The following is a 12,132-nucleotide window of genomic DNA, read 5'->3' as shown; positions in this document are numbered from 1 at the left end:
AGTACCTCTGTTCAAAATAGGGATTGCCAAGGGCGCTATGGCTGGCTATGTCTTGATGCGTCACAAAAAGATGCGTCACCGATATATGCGTCACCGAATATATGCGTCGGCAAACATGCGTCCGCAAACCATGCCGCGTTGCATTGCCGCAGGAGAGTCTCTCAGAGGGCGATCGCCCTTGTCCTGCGCGTCTATTCCTCCTGCATCGAAGCGCCTCCTGCATCGAAGCGCCTCCTGCATCGAAGCGCCTCCTGTGTTAAAGCGCTGCCTAAACGTTCCTGAACGTCTTACCTGAGCGCTTCAGCTACACCCCAACCCTGGCCGTACCCAGCTAGCCATCCGGCAGGATTCGCTTGCTTCCCCAAACCCTCGCACGCAGAGCACAAGGACTGGCCTATTCCCACTCAATGGTTCCAGGCGGCTTAGAGGTAATATCATACACGACCCGATTCACGCCGCGCACCTCGTTGACGATGCGATTGGAAATGGTTTCCAGCAGGTCGTAGGGAGCGCGTGACCAGTCGGCCGTCATGCCATCTTCACTGGAAACAAACCGCAGCACAATGGGGTAGGCATAGGTTCGCTGGTCGCCCATGACACCCACACTACGGATCGGCAGCAGCACCGCAAACGCCTGCCAGAACATACTGTAGGTGCCGCTGCGGTTCACCTCTTGGCGCACGATCAGGTCAGCATCCCGCAGAATATCCAGCTTCTCAGCCGTGACTTCGCCCAGGATGCGGATTGCCAGACCGGGGCCAGGGAACGGGTGACGGTTGACGATTTCTTCCGGCAGCCCAATGGAGCGGCCCACCTTCCGCACTTCGTCCTTAAACAGCTTCCGCAGCGGCTCCACTAGCTTGAACCGCAGGTCTTTGGGCAAGCCGCCGACATTGTGATGGCTCTTGATTTTTACGGCGACGCGCTCACCCGTTTGCGGGTCTACGTTTGTGTCTGCCGACTCGATTACGTCCGGATAGAGCGTACCCTGCGCCAGATAGTCAAAGGGGCCGAGCCGCTTGGATTCTTCTTCAAAGACGCGGATAAATTCGTGACCGATCCGCTTTCGTTTTTCTTCAGGATCGGTCACGCCCTTAATGCGTTCCAGAAACCGCTCCCGTGCATTGATGTATTCCACTGGAATGTGGAACTGCTCTTGAAACAGCTTGACCAGGCGCTCCGGCTCATATTTCCGCATGAAGCCCTGGTCGATGAACATGCAGGTCAACTGGTCGCCGATCGCCCGATGCAGCAAAAACGCCAGCGTGGAGGAATCGACCCCGCCTGACAGCGCCAGCAGCACCCGCTTGTCGCCCACCTTGGCGCGAATTTCTCGAATGGTTTCTTCGACGAAGGCCGCCGTTGTCCAAGTGGGCTGACATTCGCAAATGTGATAGACGAAATTGCGGATCAGGGCCTGGCCGCCGAGGGAATGCACGACTTCGGGGTGGAACTGTACGCCGTAGAGTTTGCGCTCGTGGTGGGCGATCGCCGCACAGGGCGTGTTTTCGGTATGGGCCAGCAGTTCAAACCCTTCCGGCATTGCCGTCACCGAGTCGCCGTGGCTCATCCACATGGTCGTGCCGTCTTCTACGTTGGTCAGCAGGTCGGTGGGATCATCGATAAACAGCGCTGCTTTGCCGTACTCACCGCACTCAGCCCGCTCCACGCTGCCGCCAAGCTGCTGCACCATCAGTTGCATCCCGTAGCACACCCCCAGGATGGGGATGCCCAAGTTCCAAATTTCGGGATCGCAGTGGGGGGCCCGCTCGTCATACACCGAGCTGGGCCCGCCCGACAGGATGATGCCTTTGGGGCTGAGTTGCCGAATTTGCTCCGGGGTGGTGCGATAGCTCAGCACCTCGGAATAAACCTGGGTTTCGCGAATGCGGCGGGCAATTAGCTCGGAGTATTGGGAGCCAAAGTCCAGAATGACGATCATCTGGCGGGTAAGATGGGCAGACGGTTCGGCGGTGGGGGAGAGGGAATCAACTTGGGGAGTCACGGTAGATCCTGGAGAAAACGAAGGGGTAGGAAGCAGATACCAAACGGCTAAAGCAGTGGGATAAAGAGGAGTAAAGTCGCAGGGCGAAGCACGAAACGTCAACGAACAGCTTTTCTCGCCGGACTCAGCTTGCCGGACTCAATTCGCCAGACTCAACTTGCCGGACTCAAAACGTAAGGGTATGGGATTCTGAGGCGGCAAAGCTGGCAATAAAGGCACACAAGTCTAACGTGATGTGCAACTTTCAATCTGCCCTCATCCCCCAACCCCTTCTCCCAGGTCAGGAGAAGGGGAGCCGGAGCGGAAGTCCCTCTCCCAAAGCGGGAGAGGGATTTAGGGTGAGGGTTACGAAAGTTGGGATGCACCCTGCGATCGCGCTTAATCATTAGGCTAGATCAGTGGCTAAATTAGCCGTTTGCCAGATGAGCCGTAAACGCTGCGAAATGCGATGGGAATTCCCAGCATCGTCGCACAGACGAACCAAAATTTAGATAAATAGATTCTGAAGGTCGGATTTTGACATTTAAAACCTGGGGCCAGTTGCCGCCTCTATCCAGCACCTACCTGGAACCCAGTCCGCTGGACGGGCGAAACAGCGCGACCGATCCGACGGGAGAATGTATCGAGATAAACAAAAGTTGACTTTAATATTTCAGCTAGCTTAACAAAACCTGGGACAAAATTGCAGACCCTAATTCGCTTTTCGCAATGATCTGGCGATCGCGCCCAAACAGGATTGACCCCACCCGCACCGGGCGATCGCAGTGGGTGCGAATATACACCGATGAGCGCTGGTCGATGGTTTGGGCGATCGCCCCATACACACGCCCCACCCAGTCGCTTCCGGTGTCCGCATCGAGGGTTTGCAAATACTTCAGCGCGGCCTCCGCCGTTTCGCAGGCAAAGATCTGCTGCACGTCTGCTGTGGGCAGGCCGGCGATCGCACAGTGTGCCGCAAAAATTTCCTGCCGCCCGTCGGCAACGTGGTGGTGCGTGTGGAAAATGCCGCCTGCCAGCTTCATCAGCTTGCCGTGATAGCCAAACAGCAGGATGGATTCTACCCCCTGCATTCCCGCCTCCACCAGCAGCGGCCCCAGCCAGTTTGCCGTTTTCACCACGCAGCCGGGATCGATTCCCAGCTTGCTTGCTAGATCCAGCCCGTTTTCCCCCAAGCAGAACACCAGCGCCGAATGGGTCGCCGATTTTTGCCGCAGCGCCGCTCGAAAGTCTTCCAGTTGCCCCGGTGCGCTGAGGGGCTGGGAAATGCCCGATGTGCCCAGCAGCGATAGCCCCTCGACGACCCCAAAGGCAGCATTGGAGGTGCGCGTGGCGAGCGATCGCCCCTCCGGCAGCACAATCGTCACGCCGATGACCTCCCCTGGCCGCAGCAGCGGCTCCAGATTGCCCAGCAGCAGGGTGCGGGCGTAGGCATAGATGGCGGGCTGATTCTCGGCGTTGACTTGGCGGCCGAGTCCTTCGCCGCCCTCTAGGGTGATGGCGGGGAGGGGAGAATCTTGCTTGCCGACTCCTGATCCCCGCTGCTGGATCTCAACGATGCTCCAGATCGGCGTGTTGCGGGTTAGATCGAGATTGTCGCCGGGGTCGCTGCGGGTGATGGCAAGGGCGGTGGTGGGGCCGAGGCGGGCCACCTGCTCGATGGGAATTTCGGCGGTCTGGGCGGGGGTGATCAGGTCGAGGGTGACGCTCTGGGGCGAGGGCGGGTCGTCGTGCAGGTGGCGCAGCGCGGCGATCGCCCCCGCACAGGCAAACACGGGCAGAGTATAGCCTGCCCGCGAAGAAGGGGGCTTAGGAAACGGCGCGGTCATGCGCCAATGCTAACGCTTCCAGCGCTGGACGGCTTCGGCGATGCGGCGGCCGTAGCGCTCGGACGTGAGGCGATCGCCCTCATCGAGGGTCGCTGGGGTCTGCCCCGAAAAGTCGGGCACCGTAAAGCCCATCACGCCCAGGAACGACCCCAGCCGATTCACGCCCTCGTTGTTGTAGCCCATTTCCGAATTGCCAACCCAGACCATGCTGTGTTGGGAAGCGTTGATGGCGAGGTAGAGCAGCGTGCCCTGCTTGTCGCCGCTGGGAGAGCCAGAGTGGGTAAAGCCGCCCGCGATTTTGTCCTTCCAGCCCTGCTGGGCCCACACGGCGCTGGCCGCATCCACGAATGCCTTGAACTGAGCCGCCACGCCGCCCATGTAGGTCGGCGACCCAAAGATGATGCCGTCGGCGCGATTCAGCTCTTCCAAAATGCCCGGATCTTGCCAGCGGCCGTTGACGATTTGCTCACCCGTAATTTGCAGCAGCTTGACCTCGGTGCCAGGAACCTGGCTTGCCCCTGCCGCCACTGCTTCTGCCATGAGCTTCGTATGGCCCGTACCCGAAAAATAGACAACTGCAACTGTCGGCATAACTGCGTCCTTTGAAATGTCTGTTCAGTGGTTTTGAGATCAGTAGTTTTGAGATCAGTGGTTTTGAGATTCAGTAGTTTTGAGAAATGGCGTATGAATCGGGTTGGATGAATCAGCTTGGATAAATCAGGCTGGATGGATCAGGTGGAATGAGACAACCTGCCAACCAAATGCCAATCAGAGGCCAACCAAATGCCAACCAGATTTAATTACCAGACGATACTTAGTCTCATTTCGTAACCAAGTTCAGTTTTAGCGTATAACAGACATACCGACTGAAACAAGACAGCACTTTGAGGTAAGTCAGTATGCTGCGGGTAACTGCGACCACGCCCCAGGAAGCGGAATCTTGCCCCGTGCGCGATGTGCTGGATCGCATTGGCGACAAGTGGAGCTTGCTGATCCTGTGTGCGCTGGCGGATGGCAAGCTGCGGTTTATGGACATCAAGCGGGCGATCGGCGATGTGTCGCAGCGGATGCTGACCCAAACCCTGCGACATTTGGAGCGCGACGGCTACATTACGCGCAGGGTATATCCCTCGGTGCCGCCGCGTGTGGAATATGAACTGAGCGAACTGGGGCGATCGCTCTTAGTCCCCGTGCAGCAGCTCATCGCCTGGGCCGAAACGCATCACCCCGAAATCGCCGCCGCCCGCGATCGCTACGATGCTCGCCCGGAGAACGTGCCCCAGGCGGACTGAGCCATGCTATTGCTGGAAATGCCTACGCGATCGCAGGGCTATCGCAATTCCAAAGTGGCAATCGCCCGCTGAAACACCGGATCATTCTCTGGGCCACTCAGCGTTACCAGCCGCCGCCGATCGGGGGTGAAAAAAGCGACGTTGACGACTTCGATTTCGTCGTGATGGTCTGTGTAGGTATAGACTGCAAATTCTTTGTCGCCTTCACGAACCAGTTGAATCTGCGAGTCTAGCCAGGTGTGATTTGCTCGAATAGCTTGCTCTAGCCCCCGGCTGCCCGTGGGAACACCATCCACATTCAGTTCCACACTCGCAAACCAGCCGCCTTCTCCATAGCCTGATCGCGTAATGCACTGGATGTAGTCATAGTTTGTGGGGTTCATAATGCTGGCCTGGCCGCCCTGCCGCCCCATCGCGCGATAGTTGGCAGGAATCTGAAACGCCACCCCAAGCTGCGTGTTTTCGTAGCGCCGGGTTTCTCTAGAGGGTTCCACCCACGCGCCATACTCACAGGCGATCGCCGGACGTACCCCGACCGTTGCGCCGACTGCCCCAAATACACCAATAGCCGCAGCCAGGGCGATCGCCCTGATTCGTGAAGCTGGTGTCATTCTCTGAGGCCGAGTCGGATGAACCTGCTGAGGAGGAATCGTCATGATAGGTTTAGTAAGCTTGGGGAAAGGTGAACGTTGAAGCTCGGTCAGGCAAAAGATGCCCCACAATGTAATGCCCCGTAATGCCCCGCAATGTGATGCCCCACAATGTGATACCCCACAATGCAGGGTCAAAGCCTGGGTTTTGTGGGTTGTATCGCCTGCCTGAGTCTGTCTTCTTTCAGATTGCCCTTGCGAAGGACAAAGAGATACCGAGATAAAATAAAGGTTTCTGAAAATTTTCCCGGCTTAACGAAAACGAATGGTCATTGCAATGCTGATAGCAGGCCTCGTCCTGCTGGTGGTTGGGGCGGAGATACTGGTTCGCGGCGCATCCAAACTGGCGGCGATCGCCGGAATTTCGCCACTCGTCATTGGGCTAACCATTGTTGCCTACGGGACTAGCGCTCCAGAGATGGCGGTCAGTATCCTATCGAGCTACGCAGGACAGGCTGATATTGCAGTGGGCAACGTGGTCGGCAGCAATATTTTCAACGTGCTGCTGATCTTGGGCATGTCGGCGCTGGTGGCTCCGCTGGTGGTCGCTCAGCAGTTGATTCGGCTGGATGTGCCGATCATGATTGGCGTATCGTTTCTGATGCTGCTGTTTGGGCTGGATGGGCGAATTGGACGCTCGGATGGCGTGGTGCTGTTTGCTGGGGCGATCGCCTACACGCTGTTTCTGATTTATCAGAGCCGCAAGGAGCAAAACCTGGATGTGCAGCAGGAATATGAGCAGTATGGCGCAGGAGAGCCGGGCGATCGCCCAGCCGCCCTAGTCTGGCTGATTAACCTGGCTTACATTGTGGGTGGGCTGGTGCTGCTGGTCTTGGGTTCCCGCTGGCTGGTGAATAGCTCGGTTATTATTGCTCGCTCCATTGGTGTCAGCGAGCTGGTCATTGGCCTGACGATTGTGGCTGCGGGAACGTCTCTGCCAGAATTGGCTACCTCCATCGTCGCCAGCTTCAAGGGCGAACGCGACATTGCCGTGGGCAACGTGGTCGGCAGCAATATTTTCAATATTCTTGCCGTGCTGGGCCTTTCGGCAGCCGTTTCTCCGGCGGGTCTAGCCGTGTCTGATTCGGTGCTGCGCTTCGATGGGCTGGTGATGCTGGCCGTGGCGATCGCCTGTCTACCCATCTTTTTCACAGGCAACCTGATTACCCGCTGGGAAGGCGCAGTTTTTATCGGATACTATGCCGCCTACACGCTGTATCTCATTCTCCGCTCCACCCAGCACGCCATCCTGCCGCTCTTTAGCCAGGCCATGTTCTGGTTTGTGCTGCCAATCACGGTTTTGACGATTGCCGTCGTAACCCTGCGCGAACTCCGCCGATCTCGCCACCGCAAGCAGCAGATCTCGTCCGCCGAAGATCCACCGACCCGATAGTCAATCGGTTCGTTCCACCTTGCTCAGCCCTCCAGTAAAACGTGCAGCGCTTCTGGGGTCTCCCTTCCCCGCCTGTGAGAGAATGGAGAATACTACTGTTAATACCCGTTAGGGGGTTCCGTGAGTTTTTCTGAAATGACTTCTGCAACACAAGCCATGCCCCAACGGGCAGTGTTTCCCTTCACGGCGATCGTGGGGCAAGAAGAAATGAAGCTGGCCCTGCTGCTGAACGTGATCGACCCCAAAATCGGCGGGGTGATGATCATGGGCGATCGCGGCACGGGCAAAACCACTACCATTCGCGCCCTGGCCGACCTGCTGCCCGAAATTGAGGTCGTTGCCGATGACCCCTTCGGCAGTTCCCCCACCGACCCCGACTTGATGAGCGACGACGTGCGGCGGCGGCTCAGCGCAGGTGAAACTTTGCCCGTGTCTCATCGCAAAGTGATCATGGTCGATTTGCCGCTGGGGGCAACAGAGGATCGCGTTTGCGGCACTATCGACATCGAAAAGGCGCTGTCAGAAGGCGTGAAAGCCTTCGAGCCAGGGCTTTTGGCTAAGGCGAATCGTGGCATTTTATACGTAGACGAAGTAAACCTGCTGGACGACCACCTGGTGGACGTGCTGCTGGACTCAGCGGCTTCCGGCTGGAACACCGTAGAGCGCGAGGGCATTTCGATTCGCCACCCAGCCCGGTTTGTGCTGGTGGGGTCGGGCAACCCAGAAGAGGGCGAGTTGCGGCCCCAACTGCTCGACCGCTTTGGAATGCACGCAGAAATCCGCACGGTCAAAGATCCCTCGCTGCGGGTGGATATCGTTGAGCAGCGCTCCGAGTTTGACCAAAATCCGAAGGCGTTTTTGGCAAAGCATCAAGCCCAGCAAGACGCACTGCAAAAGCAAATCGCCGATGCCCAAGCGCGGCTGTCATCGGTGACCATTGACCGAGAGCTAAAGGTAAAAATCTCTCAGGTGTGTGCCGAGCTAGATGTGGATGGATTGCGGGGCGACATCGTGACCAACCGCGCCTCAAAGGCGATCGCCGCTTTTGAAGGTCGCACCGAAGTCACCGAACAGGACATTCGCCGCGTCATCGGCCTCTGTCTGCGCCACCGCCTGCGAAAAGACCCGCTAGAGTCTATCGATTCGGGCTACAAGGTCGATAAGGTCTTTGGGCAGGTCTTTGGGCTATCGGAAGAAGCCATCCAAAACGGCGCGGCCGTTGCCCGCTAGCGCAACTTCCCGCTAGCGAAACTTCCTGCTAGTGACACTCATAGAGAACTTGTAGAGAACCTTGGACTAACAATCCGACCAACCATCCAAAATCGCAAATCTAAAATCCAAAATCAACACGCCCCCTATCCCCCGCATGACCCACATCCTTGGGCTAGACCCCGGCCTGGCAACTCTCGGCTTTGGGGCGCTGCGCTGCGAGCCGGGTTTCGGACTCCGATCTGCCGATCGAGTTGAGGTGCTGGATTTTGGCGTGATTCGTACCCCAGCGGGAACCGACATGGGCGATCGCCTTTGCACCATCTTCGACGACCTGCATGACCTGCTGAATACGGTCAAACCCGACCTGATTGCCCTAGAAAAGCTGTTTTTCTATCGCATGGGCAATACGATTGCGGTTGCCCAGGCGCGGGGCGTAATTGCGCTGGTGCTCGCACAGCACAAGCTACCTGTGGTGGAATTCACGCCCGCCCAAGTCAAACAAGCGCTCACGGGCTATGGCAATGCTGACAAACTCGCGGTGCAGGAGGCGGTGGCCCGTGAGCTATCACTGGCGACCATCCCCAAGCCAGACGACGCAGCCGATGCGCTGGCGATCGCCCTTGCCGCCTGGTTCCAGCGGTAAGTTCAGCCTCTAGACTCTTGCTCTAAACCTAAGCAGGCTCTACGCTTCATCCGACGTATTCGGATCTTCATCCTGAAGATGGTTCAAACCCTCTGGCTCAATCCCCCAGGCCTCCAGCAAATCGCCCGTGCTATCTAGCTTGCTGACCCCATGCTCAGTAATCAGGTAGGTAGAACTTTCGTCCTGCACCTGGATCAGGATTTCTCCTTCACTGTCGTCATCTACAATTTCAATGTCGGCTTCGTCGGAACGCTGGAGAGCGGCGATCGCATCCGGATCACCCTTTGCCGCCAAAACCTTCAACAGATTCAGCGTGGTGTAATGTACGGAGCGGGGAATACGTTCTGTCATAGCTATCCTGAAATCAGCTTGAGCTAAACAACGTGAGCTAAACAACGTGAGCTAATCAGCTTGAGCTAAAAAACGTCAGCAAGACTCAAAAACACTCAAAATTCGGTTCAAAACTTTGCTCTCAAGATTCATGCTTCAAAATACCCTACAGCATCCCTGAAAATTTGGATATAGCTCCTTAGAGCTGATTTATAAAGTAGCTAAGCTGCCAAGCGCTTGAGCATCAATTGAATCATGGCACCGTAGATCATGGCTTCACTCATTTCGCAATACAATTCGTAGTCTTTGCTCAAGCGTCGATAGCGATTCAACCAGCCAAAAGTTCGCTCCACAATCCAGCGCTTAGGCAGAATTTCAAACGACTTGGAGGTTCGTTTGATGACTTCTACGCGGACAGGTTCCCCACAGACCTGTTGGACTGCATGGGCAAACTTCTTGCCGCTATACCCCTGGTCTACCCACACCACCTCAAGCCGGGAGAGTTTATCGCTGGCTTCATCGAGCGTGACCACGGCTCCAAGCCGTTCTGAGGCATTCGCTTCGGTGACTAATACCCCAATTAAAAGCCCTTGGGAGTCTACAACGAGGTGGCGCTTACGCCCCTTAACCTTTTTGCCACCGTCGAAACCGTAGATGCCCCCCTTTTTTCGGTGGTCTTGACCGATTGGGAATCAGCAATTGCCACACTGGAGTCTATGGTTCTGCCCATTTTCTGCCGCAGGTCTGCTCGGCGTTGGTCGTGCATCTGCTGCCAAATCCCCTTGCGATGCCATTTGCAAAAGTAGAAGTACACCGTTGTATACGGGGGAAGGTCATGCGGTAGCATTTCCCACTGGCATCCAGTACGCTGCACGTAGAAGATTGCGTTGAGGATTTCTCGAAAGTCCACTTCACGGGGACGACCAAAGCCTTTACCGGCAGGTATCAGCGGTTGCAAAACGCTCCATTCTGCATCTCTCATATCACTGGGATAGGCTTTGCGCTTGGGATTGGCGATTTCCGGTAGGCGACTCATAGGCGGGCTTCAGAAGCATCTCTTTCAGACTAAGAGCTAATTTGTAAAGGAGCCTGAAAGCCTTGTTAATCAAGGATTTCCGAGAAACCGCTTTTCCTGGGCAAACATGACCTCAAAGCCACACATGCCAAGAGTTTCAGGCTTCTTAAGATTTGCTTCATAAATTAGCTCTAAAGTTCACCCTCAGGTTCGCTTGCCTCTATTTAGATTTTCTTTATAAATTAGCTCTTAACACAGCCAACTCCCTGTATAACTCCCGATGCAACTTTCCGGCTTTCACCACATCGCCCTGATCTGCTCCGATTACGAGCGCTCGAAACGCTTCTACACCGAGATTCTGGGCTTCCAGGTTTTGCAAGAAACCTACCGTACGGCAAAGCAATCCTACAAGCTGGATTTGGCGCTCCCCGTTGAGTCTGGAATTTCTGCCTATCGCATTGAGCTATTTTCCTTTCCTGCACCGCCGCCTCGCCCCTCGCGCCCGGAGGCCTGCGGACTGCGCCATCTAGCCTTCGCGACCCCTGATCTCGACCGTTCCGTTGTTTACCTGGAGTCTCAAGGCATTTCCGTCGAACCGATCCGAGTAGATGAGCTAACCCAAAAGCGGTTCACCTTCTTTCAAGACCCAGACGGACTGCCGCTAGAGCTATACGAAGCATAGACCGTTCGCCTTCTTTCAAGACCCAGACGGACTGCCGCTAGAGCTATACGAAGCATGGACCGTTCGCCTTCTTCCAAGACCCAGACGGACTGCCGCTAGAGCTATACGAAGCATAGACCGTTCGCCTTCTTCCAAGACCCAGACGGACTGCCGCTAGAGCTATACAAAGCATAGACCGCTGTGCGTAGCCCACTGTGCATAGACCCCCGTGGGCAATCCCTATACGCCCAGCGTGAACAAAAAAGCGCAAAGACAAAAAAACGGGCTAACCCGTTCCAGGTTAACCCGTCAATTGGGAACGCTCGAAGAAACTACTTTTGCACCACCAGCTTCACGTTGGCGTTTTGCAGACCGGGGCGCTTCACTTCTGCCAGCGTCTTGTTGACGGCATACTTCTGGTTGATGGAATTGATCAGCTCGGTCTGGTTGTGCTTCTTGGCAACGCCCCAGAGGTCGGCGATCAGGTCGAAGGAACCATCGGCATTGCGAGACCAGCCCAGATCATACTCGCCTTCCAGAACGGCAACGATGTCAGAGCGGACGCGCTGACCATTGTAGCCGCGCACATCAGCTTCGGTCTTGACCGTGATGCCCAGATCCCGCAGAGAAGCCTTCAGGATTTCGGCATCGGTGATTTTGGTACGCAGAGTGCTAAAGTGAGACATTTCGGATTTCCTCCTGTAGGGAAAACTGAGAGAGACAACGTTTTTTGGTAGGTAGGTACCGCCCGGCTCAGCCTTTGGAGGGCAAACAGAAGCGGCTATAGCGATTAGACTGCTAGCAATGTGCTAGCCTTTCCTCCTGTTGGGAGCAGGAGAGAAAGCCCGTTTAGCTCCACTCCAGCCGCTTATACTCCTCTTCGCGGCTTCGCTCTTCAGCGATAGAAGTGGCGGCAGGTCGCGCGCGCTGCCTCGCCCATTCCCGCAGGGCGACTACCTGCTCAGCCATCGTCTTCGACAGCGGAAGCGTCGATTTGACGGCAGCAATAATATCCAGTTGAGTGAACTCTCGATCTTGAGCAAAGGCTTCGTACATCGCAGCCACGACCGCCTGCTCAATCTCTGCACCAGAGAATCCACACACA

12 protein-coding genes and 1 pseudogene are annotated in these 12,132 nt (G+C 56.3%); 5 read left to right on the top strand and 8 right to left on the bottom strand.

The genetic code is table 11. The features are described 5' to 3' along the window. Window positions 1–394: 394 nt before the first annotated feature. The 3 genes from guaA to HPC62_RS04285 all read right to left on the bottom strand — a co-directional run bounded on the left by guaA (window position 395) and on the right by HPC62_RS04285 (window position 4,422). Window positions 395–1,942 carry a glutamine-hydrolyzing GMP synthase gene (gene guaA, locus HPC62_RS04295; protein WP_172358772.1) on the bottom strand — a complete coding sequence of 516 codons (1,548 nt, stop codon included), beginning with the start codon at window positions 1,940–1,942 and terminating at the stop codon, window positions 395–397. A 719-nt stretch (window positions 1,943–2,661) separates the two neighbouring features. Further along, window positions 2,662–3,831, bottom strand: a complete 1,170-nt coding sequence (cbiD, locus tag HPC62_RS04290) for a cobalt-precorrin-5B (C(1))-methyltransferase CbiD (RefSeq protein ID WP_172353907.1) — start codon at window positions 3,829–3,831, stop codon at window positions 2,662–2,664. Between the two features lie 9 nt (window positions 3,832–3,840). After that, window positions 3,841–4,422 carry a flavodoxin family protein gene (locus HPC62_RS04285; protein WP_172353906.1) on the bottom strand — a complete coding sequence of 194 codons (582 nt, stop codon included), beginning with the start codon at window positions 4,420–4,422 and terminating at the stop codon, window positions 3,841–3,843. Between the two features lie 308 nt (window positions 4,423–4,730). Here HPC62_RS04285 and HPC62_RS04280 point away from each other — a divergent pair, with 308 nt between their 5' ends. Beyond that, window positions 4,731–5,123, top strand: a complete 393-nt coding sequence (locus HPC62_RS04280) for a winged helix-turn-helix transcriptional regulator (protein WP_172353905.1) — start codon at window positions 4,731–4,733, stop codon at window positions 5,121–5,123. A 38-nt stretch (window positions 5,124–5,161) separates the two neighbouring features. On the opposite strand, the gene HPC62_RS04275 is transcribed toward HPC62_RS04280, so the two are convergent. Next, entirely contained in the window at window positions 5,162–5,734 is a 573-nt protein-coding gene (locus HPC62_RS04275) for a hypothetical protein (protein ID WP_172353904.1), read from the bottom strand. 304 nt (window positions 5,735–6,038) lie between these two features. Here HPC62_RS04275 and HPC62_RS04270 point away from each other — a divergent pair, with 304 nt between their 5' ends. From HPC62_RS04270 to ruvC, 3 genes are all read left to right on the top strand, one after another. Further along, window positions 6,039–7,166, top strand: a complete 1,128-nt coding sequence (locus HPC62_RS04270; RefSeq protein ID WP_172353903.1) for a calcium/sodium antiporter — start codon at window positions 6,039–6,041, stop codon at window positions 7,164–7,166. Between the two features lie 135 nt (window positions 7,167–7,301). Then, a complete protein-coding gene (gene bchI / locus HPC62_RS04265) occupies window positions 7,302–8,396 on the top strand; it encodes a magnesium chelatase ATPase subunit I (RefSeq protein ID WP_172353902.1) in 1,095 nt (364 codons plus the stop codon). Between the two features lie 136 nt (window positions 8,397–8,532). Beyond that, the gene (gene ruvC / locus HPC62_RS04260) at window positions 8,533–9,021 is read left to right on the top strand and encodes a crossover junction endodeoxyribonuclease RuvC (RefSeq protein ID WP_172353901.1); all 489 of its coding nucleotides are present in this window, start codon (window positions 8,533–8,535) and stop codon (window positions 9,019–9,021) included. Between the two features lie 39 nt (window positions 9,022–9,060). On the opposite strand, the gene HPC62_RS04255 is transcribed toward ruvC, so the two are convergent. Beyond that, on the bottom strand, window positions 9,061–9,372 hold the full coding sequence (locus HPC62_RS04255; RefSeq protein WP_172353900.1) for a hypothetical protein: 312 nt from the start codon (window positions 9,370–9,372) through the stop codon (window positions 9,061–9,063). A gap of 200 nt (window positions 9,373–9,572) precedes the next feature. Continuing rightward, window positions 9,573–10,387, bottom strand: a protein-coding gene (locus HPC62_RS04250; RefSeq protein ID WP_172353899.1) for an IS5 family transposase whose coding sequence is annotated in 2 segments (ribosomal slippage) — window positions 9,573–10,009 and window positions 10,009–10,387 — 816 coding nt in all. Because the reading frame shifts where the segments join, the coding sequence is not laid out codon by codon here. 259 nt (window positions 10,388–10,646) lie between these two features. Here HPC62_RS04250 and gloA2 point away from each other — a divergent pair. Then, the gene (gloA2, locus tag HPC62_RS04245) at window positions 10,647–11,048 is read left to right on the top strand and encodes an SMU1112c/YaeR family gloxylase I-like metalloprotein (protein WP_172353898.1); all 402 of its coding nucleotides are present in this window, start codon (window positions 10,647–10,649) and stop codon (window positions 11,046–11,048) included. A gap of 311 nt (window positions 11,049–11,359) precedes the next feature. Here the strand turns inward: gloA2 and HPC62_RS04240 are convergent, their stop codons facing one another. Then, a complete protein-coding gene (locus HPC62_RS04240; protein ID WP_172353897.1) occupies window positions 11,360–11,713 on the bottom strand; it encodes a DUF1257 domain-containing protein in 354 nt (117 codons plus the stop codon). A 163-nt stretch (window positions 11,714–11,876) separates the two neighbouring features. Further along, a pseudogene (locus tag HPC62_RS24270) lies at window positions 11,877–12,125 on the bottom strand (AAA family ATPase); the annotation flags it as partial. Window positions 12,126–12,132: the final 7 nt, after the last annotated feature.

Origin of the sequence: Thermoleptolyngbya sichuanensis A183 (assembly GCF_013177315.1) — a bacterium.
Classification (GTDB): domain Bacteria; phylum Cyanobacteriota; class Cyanobacteriia; order Elainellales; family Elainellaceae; genus Thermoleptolyngbya; species Thermoleptolyngbya sichuanensis.
The sequence above is the reverse complement of the archived record's forward strand: the minus strand, read 5'-3'. Positions and strand labels throughout refer to the sequence as shown.